The following is a 16,887-nucleotide window of genomic DNA, read 5'->3' as shown; positions in this document are numbered from 1 at the left end:
AAGATAGAGATATTTTATTTGAGTAAAATTTATAATATTGCTTTTATCAAAAAAAAACCTTCATATAGATATAATCCTATACTGAATTTTTAGGAGAAGAGATGAATAGAAAAAAGATATATAATCCTGAATCAAACGAAAGCATCAACGAAAGAAGAATATTTGGTGGTAACCCGACTGGAATATTTGAGCTTAACGATATAAAATATCAATGGGCATATAATCTTTGGGAGATGATGCTAAATAATACATGGTTTCCAAAAGAAGTTGACATGACGCGTGATGTAAGCGACTATAAACAGATTACCGATGTTGAAAAAGCAGCTTATGATAAAGCACTTGCGCAGCTTATTTTCATGGATTCCCTACAAACAAACAATATTATGGACAATATAAACCCCTATGTAACATCTCCAGAAATTAATCTTATTTTGGTTCGTCAAGCTTATGAAGAGGCACTTCATTCACAAAGTTATGCAGTTATGGTTGATAGCATCTCTGCAAACTCCAAAGAGATTTATGACCTCTGGCGACGCGACATGATGCTTAAAAGTAAAAATGATGCGATAGCAGCTGTTTATGAGGAACTTTCTAAAAATCCGACCGAGCATAACTTCGTAAAAGCATGTTTTGCAAATCAGATACTTGAGGGTATCTACTTTTACAGTGGGTTTGCGTATATTTATACACTTGCAAGAAGCGGCAAGATGCTAGGATCTGCTCAGATGATACGCTTCATCCAAAGAGATGAAGTGACGCATTTGGTACTTTTCCAAAATCTTATCAATTCGCTTAGAAAAGAGAGACCCGATCTCTTTACACAGCAGCTTAGAAATGAAGTTGTAGAGATGTTCAAGGAGGCGGTCAGGCTTGAGTCAAACTGGGGAAAATATATCACAGGCGGGCAAGTTTTAGGACTTACGGACGCAATTATAGAGCAGTATATTCAATATCTTGCGGATGACAGATTATATAGTGTGGGCTTTGATAAACTCTACAATGTAGCAAATCCTATAAAATGGGTCGATGATTTCTCAAAATTTAATGACCAAAAAACAAACTTTTTTGAAGGAACGGTTGCAAACTACTCAAAAGGAAGCTTAAGCTTTGATGACGACTTCTAAAGGGAGCGGGTATAAACTCTGCTCGCTTCTTTTTGAAACGACAAAAAACTATAACACTAACTTACAAACTCTTTTAGCGTTAGTAGAAAAAGCTCCAGAAAAATCACTAATCGTTGCTCCTGAAGTTGCTATAACTGGTTTTGATTATGAAAACTTAGATAAAGCCGTAGAGTTTTTTAAGGTAGCCGAAGAGGAGTTAAAAAAAGCCTCTTACAAAAAAATAATCATATTAACTATGCTTGAAAAAAGAGAAGGTAATGTTTTTAATTTTGCTAAGATTTTTTTTAATGGAGAGGTTGTTTATGAGAGAGCAAAGGCAAAACTTTTTCGTTTTGGCGAGGAGCATAAATATATGTCAGAAGGGGACGGAGAAGATATTAAGATTGTTGAAGTTGATGGCATTAAAATAGGCATTTTAATCTGTTTTGAGCTTCGTTTTAAAGAGTTTTGGCAAAAGCTTGAGGGGTGTGATGTTATCGCCGTGCCTTCATGGTGGGGAGTTCTAAGGGTAGAGCATTTTATGGTCATGACAAGAGCGCTTGCTATTATTAATCAGTGTTATGTTATTGCAAGTGACTCACAAAACGAAGAGTGTACAAAAATGAGCGGGATTATAACTCCACATGGTAAAGATGTGAGAAATGAAAATAAGGCTTGCTTGGAGCTTAAATATAATGAAAAAGAGATAGTTAAAATGAGAAGATATATGGATGTGGGCATTGGATAGAATAACCGCAACAAAAACAGCAAAACTAGCCGAGGAGTGCCATAAAAAATTCTCTTTGAGTCAAAGCGTCAAGGATGCAATAGCAAAAACCAATAGGGAAGAGTTTGTTCCGGCAGGTTTTAGGCATAATGCCTATAAACTAGACGCTCTGCCTATGGGTTCGGCTCAGTGGATAAGCTCGCCGTTAACGGTTGCAAAAATGACAGAGTATCTTGAGCCAAAAGGTGCTGACAGGGTCTTAGAGATAGGTTGTGGAAGCGGTTATCAAGCTGCCGTCTTATCACATCTATTTCGCGGAGTTTTTACTATAGAGAGGATAGAGCCGCTTATCTTAGAAGCAAAGGCGCGTTTTAGAAAGCTTAGCATCAGCAATATTCACACAAGACATGATGATGGGCAAAACGGCTGGGCGCAGTATGCTCCATATGACAGAATCCTTTTTTCGGCAACGGCAAAGGAGATACCTGCAAAACTCTTTGAACAACTTTGCGAGGGAGGGGTTTTACTAGCTCCCATGCAAGTCGGAGCTAAACAGATTATTGTGCGTTTTAAAAAAAGAGGCACCTCCTTGCAAAAAGAGGAGTTAGAAGAGTGTGATTTTGTTCCTGTATTAAATGGAATACAAAAATAGTAGAGAAGATTACTTTTTTACTCTTATGCTAGAAAGTAGATGATTTTTAAACAGCGAATTTTATCCCTTTGAAAATTTTTGCTACAGGTGTTAGTATCTTTATGTAGTGGCTTAAATAAGTTTTTTATTGTAAAATACACCAATCTAAACTAGGACAAATTATGGAAGAGATGTATGGCATAAATTACTCAAAACCTGAAGTAATTTTGATGCAAGAGACTGGTATAGGCGTAGCTGAAGCCGCGGCAAGAACATGTTATGACTCATTTCAAAACAGTGAAAACGAAGCTATAAAGTATATTGAAAATCATATACCAGATGATTCTACATGTAAAGAGATAAACTCAATACAAGAGTCAAATCTGCTTCATGACTTGGCTTGGACACACTTTCATCACTCTATTTTGGAACATGTAAATTTAAGTTTTTTGATAAGAGGAACAAGCAGAGGCGTTCTTCAAGAGCACGCCCGTCATCGTATGCAGGCCATAAGCGTAAGAAGTACACGCTATACGATGAGTTCAGTTATAAATGCTTTTGTAGCTTCACAGACAAATAGCGATAAAGATTTTTTTATAGACAAAATTCTTAGTTTTGATATGTTTGTAACTTCTGATAAAGAGTATAACAAAATTGAAATCGGTGCAATGTATGACAAACTAAAATATCAAGAAAAAATAGTAAAAAATTTTAATGAAATTGCCGTGGCAAAAAGCTCATTAAATTCTCTAGAAGAGTTTAGCGGTAATCCTGAAGCGCTTTTTAATGCGCTTGAGGGTGGAAAAAAGAAAAGAAATGTCGGAGATGCTTTTAAGCATATAATAACAGATAATGTAAAAGTTGACATGGTTGTAACATTTAATCTTAGAAGTCTGAAAAACTACTTAACGCTAAGAAACAGCGGTGCTGCTTATTTTCAGATAAGATGGCTTGCGCAAGAGATGATGAGAAAGACACCCTCAAAATATTTAGATTTGATAATTAAAAAAGGTTGAGTAAATGTGGAAGTATATTTTAATAGGCAGTTTTTTATTTAGCGGGTGCTCATATTTTGAGTTTAATTTTGCAATGTGCGAAAATATAGGACCAAACTCTGATCCCCAAATGATAGAAAAGTGCAGAAACTACAATGAAGAAGAGGCGCAAAAAGCTTTTGATAACACAAAAACAAAACCTTTAAGCAATGAAGATTTACTAGAGTTTAAAAAATAATCAAGGAGAAAAAATGAGCGTAGAAAAAGAGTTGGAAGTCAGAAGCGGGGGTGTTTGTGAACTTTGTGGAAGTAGCGAAGGATTGAGTGTTTTAGAAGTTTCTCCCTCAGATGCAAGTGCACAGCAGTCAATATATGTATGTTCAACATGTAAAGAGCAGATAGAAAATCCAGACAAAATGGATGAGACGCACTTTAACTGCCTCAATGATAGCATGTGGAGTGCTGTTCCTGCTGTTGCGGTTATGTCATATAGACTATTAAAGAGTCTTGGTAGAGAAGATTTGGTTGATATGATATACATGGAAGATGATATAAAAGCTTGGGCTGATGCCGGCTTGAAAAGCGAGTCAAAAAATGCACTCCTAAAGGACTCTAACGGTGTCGTTTTGAGTGCAGGAGATAGTGTTGTAATCATTAAAGATTTAGAGGTCAAGGGCGCAGGCTTTACCGCAAAAAGAGGCACTATGGTTAAAAATATTACGATTCCTCAAGATGTGCCAGACCATGTAGAGGGACGAGTAAACGGAACTAAAATTTATCTAAAAACAGAGTTTTTGAAAAAAGCGTAAATTTTTTTTGCTTTTGCAAGTTTGATATAAAAGGTATATATGAATTCTCTAAAATCAGTAGCCATAAATATATCAATACCGTTTTTTATATTTTCGGTATTTACGCTTATAACATTTTATGAGGCTAAAATCCCTAAGATTATATTTAGCCTTGTACCATACCTCTTTTATGCGATAAGTGCACTTATCGTATGGGTTTCTTGGCACTTTAACCGCAATAGATTTATATTTATAATTATACCGCTACTGCTTATAAGCTTGGGATTTGAGTATCTTAGTGCTAGTAAAAAAACAGATCTGTTTTTTTACGCCTCTGTACTTTATCCGCTGCATCTGCTTCTTTTTTTATCTCTAAGAGAGAGGGGACTTTTCTCAATCTGGGGTATTTTAAAAATCCTGTTTTTTTTATTGGAGATAGGAGTCGTTTCATACTTCATCGCTTATCCAAATAGTGAGTTGATAGCTCTGCTAAAGATTAAACTCTTTGCCATCTCTTTTTACCCATTGCAGGATTTATCTGTTGGAGTTGCTATTTTTGTGCTCTTTATAATGGGCATACTTCTAATGTTTAGCAGATATCTGCTCTACAATGGCTCCTTTTTGGTAATTGTTATAACTTTTTATGCAGGTTTTTATTTTATAAAAATGCCCCATGCAAATGAGCTTTCAATGCTTGCAATTGGCATAATTATCTTTATTTTACTTATAAGGGAGTCCTATCGTCTAGCTTTTTATGATGAGTTGACATCACTTCCAGGAAGAAGAGCGCTGGTGGAGGATATGGCAAAGCTTGGCATCAGGTACTCTCTTTCCATGATAGATATTGATCATTTTAAGAAGTTTAATGACACATACGGACATGACACGGGCGATGAGGTTTTAAAGATGGTTGCTTCAAAGCTTGCAAATGTTGGAGGCGGCGGAAAGGCTTATAGATACGGGGGAGAAGAGTTTGTGCTTCTTTTTCCATCAAAAGATGTGGATGAGTCTTTCATGCAAACGGATACACTAAGAGATACCATTGCAAAAAGTCCCTTTATTGTTAGGAATAAGAATAGTTCTAAAACAATATATATAAATATTTCAGCCGGAGTTGTACAAAAAAGCTCCAAAGACAAAGATTCGTTTGCGGTCATGAAAAGAGCAGACAATGCTCTTTATAAAGCAAAAAAAGCGGGAAGAAACCAGGTAATAAAAGCATAGAAAAAGGTATACATGCAGGCAAATTATAGATTTTATAAAATAGATAAAGATTTTAGAAATCCCTATGCAAGGGACAGAGACAGGGTTATTCACTCCGGAAGCTTTAGAAAGCTTGAGTATAAGACGCAAGTTTTTTTAAATCAGGAGGGAGATTTTTTTCGTACACGTCTGACACACTCTATAGAGGTTTCTCAGATTGCTCGCTCGATTACATCTCATCTAGGCTTAAATGAATCACTAGCTGAAGCAATCGCGCTCTCACATGATTTAGGACATACCCCTTTTGGGCATATTGGCGGCGATACGCTTGATGAGTGCTTAAAAGATGATGGATTTAAAAATGGTTTTGATCATAACTTTCAAAGCTTTAGAGTTGTTTCCTCACTAGAGAAGAGATATAACGATTTTAGTGGGTTAAATCTTACATTTGCAACGCTAGAGGGAATACTTAAACACTCATACCCATACAAAAAAAGTTTTTTGCCCCCTATTATAGATGAGCAGTTTCATCTTCAGACACATCCAAGCATTGAGGCGATGATAGTTGACCGCGCCGATGAGATTGCTTATATAACCCATGATATAGATGATGGTGTGAATTCAGGGCTGATTAGTTTTGATGATTTGAAAGAGAGCAAGCTGATAAAAGAGATTTTAGAGAAGGTAAAAAAAGAGGGAGTCAGCGAGCAGGAGGATGAGATGTTTCGCTATCGATTTGTTTCACATCTTATCAACCGTTTGGTTTATTCGCTTATAGAGTTCTCAAAAGACAAAGTTGACAACTCTGAAATACTCTGTGCAACGCTTGACAGCAAAACTGAGCTACCTATTGGATTTGAGCCAAAACTTGAATTAGAGATAAAAAAACTTAAAAAACTACTTTTTTCAAAACTCTATCAACATAAAGATATTATGATAAAGATGTTTGCAGGCAAGCAGGCTATAAAAGGTCTCTACAGCGGTTTAAATGAGGAGCCAAAGATGCTTCCGAAATTTTATCGTGAGCAGTTGCTCGGCAGAAATAAACATAGGGTTATTGCTGATTATATAGCTTCTATGAGTGATAGACATGCGCTATCGTTTTATAATGAGATGTATGGGAAACTGTAACTGAGTTGTAGATTAAGATATAAGCCCGAAGGCTTATATTAGAGGCGTGATTCGTAGCGTCTCATCATATAAAGACGCTTAAGCATTTTCTTACGAGATGCAATTAAGAATTTCTTACGTTTTTCAGTTTCCGTCTCATGGAAACGGCGAGCACGAGCTTCTGTAACGATTAAGTTACGGTCAGTCTGCTTCTTGAAACGGCGGTAAGATGCATCAAAATTATCATCACTGCGTAGTACGATACCTGGCATTTCACATCACCTACTTTCTTTAAAATTTGGAGTCGAATTATATCATAAATATCTTCATTTAAATTTTTATTTAGAGTCTTTACCTATTTTTTTGAAATGTTGATACAAATCAAGGAACCCCTTTTCTAAATAGGATAAAATTTCTCTGATTTAAAAAACTAGAGCGTAACGCGTTCTTACCAAGGGAAAAAAATGAAAACATTCATTTTAACAGTAACTTTAACGTTGGGTGTCCTCCAAGCTGAAAATATCGTTCATTACGATATAAAAGATACAAATACTCAGATTGATAAACCAAATCATCCGAGTACAGATATTTATTAATATCTAAAATTTTATTTCTCCTTCTAAAATAGGTCTTAATATGACCTGTTTTAGTGACTCGCAAGCAAATCTCTGCAAACTCCCTTTAACGAACATTTTTGTATAATTCAAACATGATTACCCAAGACTCCATAGAAGCCCTAAAAGCACGCCTTGATATTGTTGATGTAGTAGGTTCGTATGTGGAACTTAGAAAAGTGGGCGCAAATTTCAAAGCTCCATGCCCCTTTCACGATGAAAAAACAGCTTCGTTCGTAGTGAGCCCCGCTAAGCAGATATATCACTGTTTTGGTTGTGGTGCGGGTGGCGATAGCATCAAGTTTGTTATGGAGTATGAAAAATTAAGTTATCCACAAGCCCTTGAAAAGCTCGCCTCCTCAACTAACTTCTCCCTCTCGTACAGTGAGGGTAAAAAAGATAAACCACGCTCACGGATTATGGAAAAAATTTGTAGCCAGTACCAATATCTGCTTATGAAAAATCCTTCGGCTCTCTCATATATAAAAGAGCGTGGGATTTATGAGGGGAGCGTAGAGAAGTTCGGCATAGGTTATGCGCCTGATTCAAATAGCACGATAAACTATATAAATTCTGAACTTTTAAACATGAATGAAGCCTTAGAGATGGGTATAATCGGTAGAGAAAATGGAAGAGCGTATGCTAGATTTATAGAGCGAATAACATTTCCCATCCACTCTGCAAACGGTACTATAGTCGGCTTCGGCGGCAGAACGATAACGGGGCATCAGGCAAAATACATAAACTCTCCCGAGACACCGTTTTTTAACAAGTCGCGTCTTCTTTATGCTTATCATCATGCCAAACAGAGCATCTACAAAACAAAACAGATGGTTATAACAGAGGGTTATCTAGATGTTATAATGCTGCATCAAGCAGGATTTGATAACGCCGTTGCAACATTAGGTACCGCGCTTACCTCTGAACATCTTCCGCTTTTAAGAAAGGGAGAGCCTGAGATTGTCATGGCTTATGATGGAGATAAAGCGGGGCGCGCGGCAGCGCTTAGAGCATCAAAGCTTTTAAGTGCAAGTGGATTTAGCGGTGGAGTTGTTATCTTTGGAACAGGTTTGGACCCCGCCGATATGGTACAAAAGGGTGCAATAGAGGAGCTTTCAGAGATGTTTAGAACTCCCCAGCCTTTTATAGAGTTTGTTATAGATGAGATACTCTCGCTCTACAATCTCTCTGATCCTAAAGCAAAAGAGCTATGTATGCAAGAGGCAATAGGCTATCTAAAAACCCTCTCGGCTATGCTTCAAGACAGATATAAATCGTACTTGGCACAAAGGCTAGGAATCAATCCATCATTTGTAAGACTGGCTAAGCAAACTAACACTGACATCAGCAGACCCGTTGATGATAGAAGCCGTCATAAAGATATGTGGGAATTAACACTTATAAAAACAGTTTTAGAGCATCCCGAATTTATAGACCAGATACTAGATGTTTTAGATCCGTCTCTTTTACAGTTTCACTCACATGAGTTCGCCTTGGCGCTTAGAGGAAGACTTGAGGAACCTTTGTTGATGGCAATCTCTGTAGATGAGCAGATAAAACCTCTAAAAAATGAGGAGGCTCTAAGGGCGGAGCTAATCGCATTTTTAACGAAACATTATGAACGCGAGTACAAGAAGGTAAACATGCAAAAGGAGATATCTTTTGAAGAGAAGGCTTTTTTTATTCGTAGATACAGAGAAAAAATCTCACAGCTACAAAAAGGTGAGCTTGTAGCTTTTAAGAGTTAGCATCGTCACTATTTTTTGGCTTGCGCTCTTTTATAGATATCTTTCTTCCAACATTTTTAGGTGCTTGTTGCCCCTCTTTTGGTTTTCCGTCATGACGATGGTTTCTCTCGCCACTTTTACCTGAAAATTTTGGCTTGCCGTTTTCATCTTTGCCTAAAAATTTATTTGGTTTTTTAGAATCTCTTTTAGGTTTTTCAAAAGGTTTTCTTTCGGAGCTTTCGCCATCTCTTTTAGGTTTTTCAAAAGGTTTTCTTTCAAAACCTTCAGCACCACTTTTTGGCTTATCATATTTTGGTTTCTCAAAGCTCTTGCGTTTGTTGTCATCACTTTTTGGTTTGTCATATCTAGGTTTATCAGAAGACTTTTTTTCATATTTTGGTTTAGTGTCTGCATCCGGATTAAATGCATACTCTCTTTTTGATTTTAAAGCGGGCTTAGCTATCTTCATGTTCTCTTGCTCTTCATATTCAAAACCTGCAATAATCTCCTGTTTTATGACTCTCTTTAAAAGAGTCTCTATAGGATAGAGCTGTTTTTGTTCGCTAATATCAAGTAAAATAAGTGCACACTCAGTAGCCCTAATAACTCTTGATATGTAAAGATTAGCATCAGATGGCAAATCGTAGCTGATAAGTAGTTCGTATTTTAACTCTGGCAGTTTTGAGAGTTCAGTGTCACTAAGAACTTTAACATTCTCATTTTTTAATCCATTTTTTATTGTGCTGCTATCTTGAGTTGTTACAACTATAGTGTCAAGGTTGTTGTTTTGTTCTATTAGCAGGTTAAGAAGTGATAATTTTTTAGCATTAGGACATGGATGAATACGATGTTTGTTGTGTTTTAGAGTTATTTGGCTACTTGGCATAATGTGTCCTAAGAGGGGTTTTAAATTTAACTTACATTATATCTCATATTAGCATAAATTATGCTATTATCTACAAATACTACAAATCAGGAAAAGAATGTCATTTAGCACGTTAGGTTTATCAGCTCCTCTACTAAAAGCTGTCAAAGAACAGGGTTATAGCGAACCCACACCCATCCAAAAACAAGCAATACCGGTAATTTTAAGCAGAAAAGATATTTTAGCAGGCGCGCAGACAGGAACTGGCAAGACTGCCGGTTTTACGCTGCCTTTACTCGAACTCTTAAGTAGCACAAAACCTGCAAAGTCAAAGCAGAGCATCAGAGCACTTATAATCACTCCCACAAGAGAATTAGCTGCACAAGTCGGTGAGAGCGTTGAGGTTTATGGAAAATATCTTTCGTTTAAATCAGCAATTATCTTTGGAGGAGTTAAAATCAATCCGCAGTTGACAAAGCTGAAAAAAGGTGTTGATATAGTTATTGCAACACCGGGGCGACTCTTAGACCATGTATCACAAAAGAGCATAGATTTAAGGGATGTTGAGTTTCTTATACTAGATGAAGCAGATAGAATGCTGGATATGGGTTTTATTAATGATATTAAAAAGATATTGGCGATTCTTCCCAAGCAGAAGCAAACTCTACTGTTTTCAGCTACGTATTCTGAGGAGATTAAAAAACTCTCGGATAAATTATTAAACTCCCCCGTACTTATAGAAGTTGCGCGTCCAAACATAGCATCTCAGAGTGTGAAGCAGGTAGTTTATCCGGTGGATAAAGAGCGCAAGCGCGAGCTTTTGGCACACCTTATTAATGAGGGAAAATGGAAGCAGGTGCTTGTATTTACAAGAACAAAACATGGAGCAAACCGTCTTACGGGGCAGTTGGAAAAAGATGGTATAACTGCTGTTGCCATTCATGGAAACAAGAGTCAAAATGCAAGAACAAAAGCATTGGACGACTTTAAAAAAGGGGAAGTTAGGGTTTTGGTTGCAACGGATATTGCAGCGAGAGGGATAGATATAGATCAGCTTCCTCATGTGATAAATTATGAGCTTCCAAACGTACCCGAGGATTATATTCATAGAATAGGGCGAACGGGGCGTGCCGGAAATGAGGGCGAAGCGATTTCTCTTGTGTGTATAGATGAACATGAGTATTTGGCAAATATAGAGAAGTTGATAAAAAACGATATCCAAAAGGTTTGGCTAAAAGATTTTAAACCAGATCCTAGCATTAAAGCAGAGCCTATAAATCAAGGTGGTGGCAGAGGTTCAAACTCCAGAGGCAGAGCACAAAACAAAGCACCACAGAGTCCTAAAAAAGAGCACTCTAGAAGAAAAAACAGAAATAGTATATAATTATCAATTTTATAAGGAGTAGGATGAAAGCAATCGCACTATTTAGCGGCGGGTTAGACTCAACTTTAGCAATAAAACTTATAATAGATCAAGGCATAAAAGTCTTGGCTGTAAATATCAATACCGGCTTTGGAAGCACGAAAGACAGGCTTGAACATATGCAAAACATGTGTGAACAAGTCGGAGCAGAGCTAAAAATCATAGATATTGAGAGTGAATTTTTGCAAGATGTACTTTTTGACCCAAAACATGGATACGGTAAAAATTTCAACCCATGTATAGATTGTCATGCAAAGATGTTTAGCGTGGCAAAAAGAGTTATGGAGGCAGAAGGTGCCTCGTTTTTAATAAGCGGCGAGGTTTTAGGACAGCGTCCTATGAGCCAAAACAAAGATGCAATGCAAACTGTTTTAAACGAGAGTAATTGTGAGGGGTTGCTACTGCGTCCGCTATCTGCAAAAGCCCTTGAGCCTACAATCGCTGAGATAGAGGGCTGGGTAGATAGAGACAAACTTGAAGAAATTGTGGGAAGAAGCCGTGACAGGCAGCTAGAGCTTGCAAAGGAGATAGGATTAGAAGATTTTGAGAGTCCCGGAGGAGGCTGTCTTTTAACAGATGCAAATTTTGCCAAGAAGATGTTTGATTTTATAAAATATGATACGTTTGAGGTAAAAGATATTCCTGTTATGAAATTTGGGCGCCATTTAAGGCTTCCTGATGGAGCAAAACTGGTTGTAGGAAGAAATAAAGATGAGAATGCACATCTTCAAGAGATACAGAATGATAAATATTATCATATAAAGACTATAGCACTTCCAGGTCCTCACTCGCTTCTTAGCAAAAATGCTACAAAGGCAGATAAAGAGTTGGCGGCAAAAATAATTCTTACCTATTGCAAAACACAAAAGGAGGAGAACTATTCACTCTCCTTTAACCAAGAAGAGGAACTTCAAGCAAGGGCATTTGACTCTCGAGAAGAGTTAGCGCCATACACCATAATGTAATTTTATATTTAGAAATTTAGATGCTACTGCTTTTATGATTTTAATTTTTATTAAAATCATACTCTTTAGAGTTTTTGTAAAACTTTATCGCATCTGAAATCTTCTGCTCTTTATATACTTTTTTATCACATACAACTCTGCACTTGATTTTACTGTTTTTACCCGCACTCTCATTTAGCTCATTTTTTTTTGTCTCATAAGCGGACATGTCAAAAGCAATAACTTTTGAATCAAAAGGAGTTTTGGCAATTAAGAGTATCGGAAATAGTAAGAGTAATAATTTCATAGTTCAAAATTATATCTATTTTTTTAATATTTTTAATATTGGAATAATTTATGCTACTACTTTAATAAAATCTATGAGTAAAAAGGTGGTGCAAAGTGGTATTGCTAGATGCTAAAAGTAAAAGCGGCTCATCATCGCCCTTAGCTCTTGTAACCCCAAAAAATGAGAAGGGCAGTTCATTTTCAGATCTTCTAAGGGGAGCAAGTGAAAAAAAAGAGGGCAAGGGTGTTCAAAACGGTTCTCTGATTTTAGCACTGGGCGGTGACGTTAAAGACGTTAAACCTGCACAAGTTGGCATAAAGTCGGAAAAAAATCTCTCTCTTTTAAAGAGTGAAGATAAATTAACTCTGCTAGTAGATAAAGAGGAGCTCTTAGAGTTAAATCCAAAACTCGCATCTTCTCTTACTAAAGAGGATATGAGAGGCTTGATAGCCGAGGCAAAAAACTATCTCAAAGAAAAAATCCAAAATAGTGACGGATACAAAAAAGCAGAAATAAAAGAGCTTCCAAAAACTCTAGGCGGTTTAGTTGAAGCTGCTAAAAAATTTGGTATTGACGTCAGCAAAATTAGCTTTGAAGAGTTAAAAGCGGGTGTTAAAAATGATACAAACTTAAAAGAGTTGCACGCAGAGATACCAAAAGAGACACCTGCGCAAAAGAGAGTAGACGCTGAACTGCTAAAAGATGCAGTTCAAGAAAAGAGAAGTGGCTTAGAAAAAGAGGTACGCCCAGAAATGTCAAAAGAGGTCCGTTTAGATTCTTTTAAAGAAGAAATACCTCTTAAGAAAAATATTAACATTGAAGAAAAAAAGATAAATAGTGCTGCTGTAAATGCACAAAGAACAGAGGCAGAAGTAACAGAGGAGATAAAAAACGGCGAAAAAACTACTCATAAAGAGATAAAGGAAACGCTGCTTTTTAAAGCGCAAACTCCGCAGCAACATGCAACAACAGAGCAGATAGTGCAGGTTAAAGCAAACAGTATGCAAAAAACAGAAGAAAAAACAGCTAAGACAAAAGCAGATGAGACACTCAAGCTTCTACTTCGTGAAGAGAAGACATCTCAAAATACTTTGGGGTTAACGGCTGATTTTTCCGTAGCTACTGCTAGAGTGATTGCTCCAAGTCCGGTACAGGATGGTGTAAAAACATTGGAGCAGCTTCTAGCCGGGGATGCTTCCTCCTCCGAACAAAGCAGTTCATCTGCAAAAACAGAATCATTAACAACACACAAAGCTGATAGTTTTGAGGTTAAATTAAACGAAGCAAAGCAGATGATTAAATATCTTTCTAACGATGTAAAGAGTGCTATTGAGGATTATAAATCGCCATTTACTAGAGTTAAGATTCAGCTCAATCCTGCACATTTGGGAGAGGTTGATTTGACGATAGTACAAAGAGGCAAAAACCTGCATGTAAATATCAGCTCAAACAATGTTGCCGTAAATACGCTTGCCATGAATGCGAATGAGCTAAGGACGCAGTTAAGCAATAGTGGAATAAATAATGCTACATTAAATTTTAGTGACGGTTCGCAAAGCGGCGATACAAATGCGGGTGGAGGACATCAGCAGAGACAAAATGAGCAGAAGGCTCATGAAGAGTATAGCTATTTTGAGAGCGAAGAGGCACATGAGGAGATACTAAGCTCGTTAGAGATTGTAGCCCCAAGATATATATAAAGGAGAGACCACTATGGCAATTACATCAACAGGCTTAAATGCCGCGACAAATGCAGAGTATGCAGCTTCGGCAAAAACAAAAGACAAGTCGGTTTTGGATAAAGATGATTTTATGACTCTTTTGTTAGTAGAGCTTCAAAATCAAGATCCGACAGAGCCGATGGATAGCGAGAAAATTTTAACGCAAACTTCACAGCTAGCGACACTAGAAGCTACTGAAAACACCAATAAAGCGTTATCGGATTTGGCAGCTTCACTTGGTAATTCACAACAGTTTAGCACCATCTCTGCTATCGGTAAAACAGCTGATATAGGGAGTAATGCAATCGTTTTTGATGAAGGAAGCGATACTACTTTTGAGGTCTATTTTCCCGATGATATAGATAGAGGAAATGTTGAGATACTTGATGTTAACGGAAATGTAATAAAGACATTGGATGTCGGTACAAATCCTAAGGGAGTGTATCAGTTTACATGGGACGGAACAGACGCAAATGGAAACCAAGTCAAAAGCGGCATCTATTATGCGACTGCTTCTTATAAAAACCCTAACGGCGATGATTTGACAACAAGAGTTGGAGCGTATCCTATAGAATCAGTTAAATTTGAGGGTAACGAAACCTATTTCAAAGTTGGCTCTAATTATGTCTCTCTCGCAGATGTAAAAGAGATTTACTAAAGAGCAGAGGTGCACTAAAATGATGAGTCAGGCTTTTTATACCGGAATAAACGGAATTAAAACGCATCAGTATGGAATTGATGTTATTTCTGATAATTTAGCAAATATAAATACAGTCGGATTTCGTGGATATACAACAGAGTTCTCATCACTTTTTGAAGAGGCTCTTGTTACAGCCTCGGCTTCTTCAAGCGTGAGTAGCAGTATTGGGATAGGTTCAAAGTTAAATTCAGTTGTTATGAATGAGGGCAAAGGTGTTATACAACTAAGCGATAGAAGCACAGATCTGGCAATTTTAGGTGACGGCTGGTTTGGTATTCAAGCTGAGGGCAAACCGATATATACTCGTGATGGCGCCTTTTCATTTGATAAAAATAGAAATTTAGTCACAAATGACGGTTATTATGTTTTGGGAACTATGGGAGAGAATGTTACAGACGGAGTATTGACTGAGCAATTGGCAGAAGTTGAGCTTGGGGATGTAAATACTCAACAGAAGCTTCGTTTTGCGGAAAACCTGATTTTTCCGTCTCAGCCGACAACCGAGGCAACCTTTTACGGAAATTTAGGCTCAGGGGATGAAGCAAGAGTGATAAGTACACAAATTGTTGATGCACAAAGCAATAGAAACAATTTGAGACTCGAGTTTACAAAGAGCACTCCTCAGGTCTCTCCGGGAGCTCAGTGGGATATAGCCGCTACAGTTGAAAATCTTGATAGAACAGAGATTTACAGCTCAAGTAACGGCACGGCAAGTTTTGATGATTCAGGGGCTCTTCTATCTTCAACACTCACATCCATAGATAACAACGGCACAGAAGTAGCCATAAATCTTGGCAGCGGATATGACGGTATTATATCCGTAGGAGATACTTTTAGTGGCTCAAGCTCCGCAAACGGTATGGAAGCCGGAGATCTTCTTGGATACGATATAAATAAAAATGCAGAGGTAATCGCTACTTTTTCTAACGGTATGCAAAGTGCTGTTGGAAAGATTGGAGTATATCATTTTCAAAACGATAGGGGACTTGAACGCTTAGGCAGTTCAAGATTTGCAGAGTCTCAAAATAGTGGCAAGGCAATATTTTTTCAAGATGAAAACGGTAAAAATATTATAGGAACGGATATTACAAACTTTAAGCTTGAGGGTTCAAATGTTGAGATGGCAGCCGGTCTTACAGAGATTATCATTATGCAAAGATCATACGATGCGAACTCAAAATCAATAACAACAGCAGATGAGATGTTACAAAAAGCCTTAAATATGAATGCTTAATAAAGTTGGAACATAAAATGCTAATTAACTATACTAATAAATGAAGGATTTAAAATGTTAAAATCACTTTTTTCCGGTGTGTCCGGACTACAGTCGCATCAAATTGCAATGGACGTAGAATCAAATAATATTGCAAACGTAAATACTGTAGGTTTTAAATATTCACGTGCAAACTTTTCTGACCTTCTTGCTCAGACGCAAGCAATTGCTACTGCTCCTCAAGGCTCACTAGGTGGTAAAAATCCCGTGCAGGTAGGTCTTGGTGCGAGCGCTAGCTCAATCACTAAGATTTTTGCACAGGGTTCTGTTCAAAATTCTGATAAAAATACAGACGTTGCAATTCAAGGAGACGGTTTTTTCATAGTCTCTCCGGATGGCGGAAATACATACAAATATACTCGCTCAGGCGACTTTAAATTTGATGCAGGCGGAAATTTTGTCGATAACAACGGTTTTATTGTGCAGGGCTGGCTTAGAGACAGAACAACAGGTTTAGTTGATGCTACGGCACCGATTACAAACATAAATATACCGCCGGGACTTACTACTCCTGCATCTCCAACACAAAATGTTGTTGTAAAAGCAAATCTAAATTCAGGTCCTTTGGTTAAGACTTTTTCGCCTGCTTATGAAGTTCCCGCAGGACCTCCGCCGGCACTTCCAATCCCGCCCGCATTAGATAAAAACGGAAATGCTATAGAATCAGGTGATATGGGTGTTTTGTTTAATGACTCTGGGGAGGCATTTAATCTTCAGACAGGTCAAGGTATTTGGGCGTCTTTTGTAAATTCTGAGGTAACATCAGGCGGAGTG

Annotated in this window: 18 protein-coding genes; 15 read left to right on the top strand and 3 right to left on the bottom strand. The window is 37.5% G+C overall.

Going from position 1 to position 16,887, the window contains the following annotated elements; all coding sequences use genetic code 11:
• Positions 1-101: 101 nt before the first annotated feature.
• The 8 genes from M0Q17_RS04610 to dgt all read left to right on the top strand — a co-directional run bounded on the left by M0Q17_RS04610 (position 102) and on the right by dgt (position 6,578).
• Positions 102-1,124, top strand: coding sequence for a ribonucleotide-diphosphate reductase subunit beta (locus M0Q17_RS04610; RefSeq protein WP_295083784.1), 1,023 nt, complete (start codon positions 102-104; stop codon positions 1,122-1,124).
• Positions 1,111-1,851 carry a carbon-nitrogen hydrolase family protein gene (locus M0Q17_RS04605; RefSeq protein ID WP_295083782.1) on the top strand — a complete coding sequence of 247 codons (741 nt, stop codon included), beginning with the start codon at positions 1,111-1,113 and terminating at the stop codon, positions 1,849-1,851. The genes M0Q17_RS04610 and M0Q17_RS04605 overlap by 14 nt, the downstream gene beginning before the upstream one ends.
• Entirely contained in the window at positions 1,835-2,482 is a 648-nt protein-coding gene (locus M0Q17_RS04600) for a protein-L-isoaspartate(D-aspartate) O-methyltransferase (protein WP_295083780.1), read from the top strand. The genes M0Q17_RS04605 and M0Q17_RS04600 overlap by 17 nt, the downstream gene beginning before the upstream one ends.
• Before the next feature lie 161 nt (positions 2,483-2,643).
• The gene (locus M0Q17_RS04595; protein ID WP_295083778.1) at positions 2,644-3,477 is read left to right on the top strand and encodes an FAD-dependent thymidylate synthase; all 834 of its coding nucleotides are present in this window, start codon (positions 2,644-2,646) and stop codon (positions 3,475-3,477) included.
• Between the two features lie 4 nt (positions 3,478-3,481).
• Complete coding sequence (locus M0Q17_RS04590; protein WP_295083776.1) at positions 3,482-3,694, top strand: hypothetical protein; 213 nt, start codon at positions 3,482-3,484, stop codon at positions 3,692-3,694.
• Between the two features lie 13 nt (positions 3,695-3,707).
• Entirely contained in the window at positions 3,708-4,265 is a 558-nt protein-coding gene (locus M0Q17_RS04585; RefSeq protein ID WP_295083774.1) for an alkylphosphonate utilization protein, read from the top strand.
• A 39-nt stretch (positions 4,266-4,304) separates the two neighbouring features.
• Positions 4,305-5,468, top strand: a complete 1,164-nt coding sequence (locus tag M0Q17_RS04580; protein WP_295083772.1) for a GGDEF domain-containing protein — start codon at positions 4,305-4,307, stop codon at positions 5,466-5,468.
• A gap of 12 nt (positions 5,469-5,480) precedes the next feature.
• Positions 5,481-6,578 carry a dGTP triphosphohydrolase gene (gene dgt, locus M0Q17_RS04575; RefSeq protein ID WP_295083770.1) on the top strand — a complete coding sequence of 366 codons (1,098 nt, stop codon included), beginning with the start codon at positions 5,481-5,483 and terminating at the stop codon, positions 6,576-6,578.
• Positions 6,579-6,616: 38 nt separating this feature from the next.
• On the opposite strand, the gene rpsU is transcribed toward dgt, so the two are convergent.
• Positions 6,617-6,829, bottom strand: a complete 213-nt coding sequence (rpsU, locus tag M0Q17_RS04570) for a 30S ribosomal protein S21 (protein WP_295083768.1) — start codon at positions 6,827-6,829, stop codon at positions 6,617-6,619.
• 437 nt (positions 6,830-7,266) lie between these two features.
• Between rpsU and dnaG the strand changes: the two genes are divergently transcribed.
• Positions 7,267-8,919 carry a DNA primase gene (gene dnaG / locus M0Q17_RS04565; protein ID WP_295083803.1) on the top strand — a complete coding sequence of 551 codons (1,653 nt, stop codon included), beginning with the start codon at positions 7,267-7,269 and terminating at the stop codon, positions 8,917-8,919.
• Here the strand turns inward: dnaG and M0Q17_RS04560 are convergent.
• Positions 8,909-9,784, bottom strand: coding sequence for a hypothetical protein (locus M0Q17_RS04560; protein WP_295083767.1), 876 nt, complete (start codon positions 9,782-9,784; stop codon positions 8,909-8,911). The two genes, dnaG and M0Q17_RS04560, sit on opposite strands and share 11 nt — an antisense overlap.
• A 97-nt stretch (positions 9,785-9,881) precedes the next feature.
• On the opposite strand from M0Q17_RS04560, the gene M0Q17_RS04555 reads away from it, so the two are divergent.
• Together M0Q17_RS04555 and M0Q17_RS04550 are read left to right on the top strand one after the other, a co-directional pair.
• Positions 9,882-11,147: a DEAD/DEAH box helicase gene (locus tag M0Q17_RS04555; protein ID WP_295083765.1), complete on the top strand. Its 1,266-nt coding sequence runs from the start codon at positions 9,882-9,884 to the stop codon at positions 11,145-11,147.
• Between the two features lie 23 nt (positions 11,148-11,170).
• On the top strand, positions 11,171-12,151 hold the full coding sequence (locus M0Q17_RS04550; RefSeq protein ID WP_295083763.1) for an argininosuccinate synthase domain-containing protein: 981 nt from the start codon (positions 11,171-11,173) through the stop codon (positions 12,149-12,151).
• Between the two features lie 40 nt (positions 12,152-12,191).
• On the opposite strand, the gene M0Q17_RS04545 is transcribed toward M0Q17_RS04550, so the two are convergent.
• Complete coding sequence (locus M0Q17_RS04545) at positions 12,192-12,437, bottom strand: hypothetical protein (RefSeq protein ID WP_295083761.1); 246 nt, start codon at positions 12,435-12,437, stop codon at positions 12,192-12,194.
• A gap of 95 nt (positions 12,438-12,532) precedes the next feature.
• On the opposite strand from M0Q17_RS04545, the gene M0Q17_RS04540 reads away from it, so the two are divergent.
• The 4 genes from M0Q17_RS04540 to M0Q17_RS04525 form a co-directional block, all read left to right on the top strand.
• Complete coding sequence (locus M0Q17_RS04540) at positions 12,533-14,119, top strand: flagellar hook-length control protein FliK (protein WP_295083759.1); 1,587 nt, start codon at positions 12,533-12,535, stop codon at positions 14,117-14,119.
• Between the two features lie 13 nt (positions 14,120-14,132).
• Positions 14,133-14,798, top strand: coding sequence for a FlgD immunoglobulin-like domain containing protein (locus tag M0Q17_RS04535; RefSeq protein ID WP_295083758.1), 666 nt, complete (start codon positions 14,133-14,135; stop codon positions 14,796-14,798).
• Positions 14,799-14,817: 19 nt separating this feature from the next.
• A complete protein-coding gene (locus tag M0Q17_RS04530) occupies positions 14,818-16,074 on the top strand; it encodes a flagellar hook protein FlgE (RefSeq protein ID WP_295083756.1) in 1,257 nt (418 codons plus the stop codon).
• Between the two features lie 54 nt (positions 16,075-16,128).
• A partial coding sequence (locus tag M0Q17_RS04525; protein ID WP_295083754.1) for a flagellar hook-basal body complex protein occupies positions 16,129-16,887 on the top strand: 759 nt, incomplete at its 3' end.

It is taken from the genome of Sulfurimonas sp. (assembly GCF_023229105.1).
Taxonomy (GTDB): domain Bacteria; phylum Campylobacterota; class Campylobacteria; order Campylobacterales; family Sulfurimonadaceae; genus Sulfurimonas.
The sequence above is the reverse complement of the archived record's forward strand: the minus strand, read 5'-3'. Positions and strand labels throughout refer to the sequence as shown.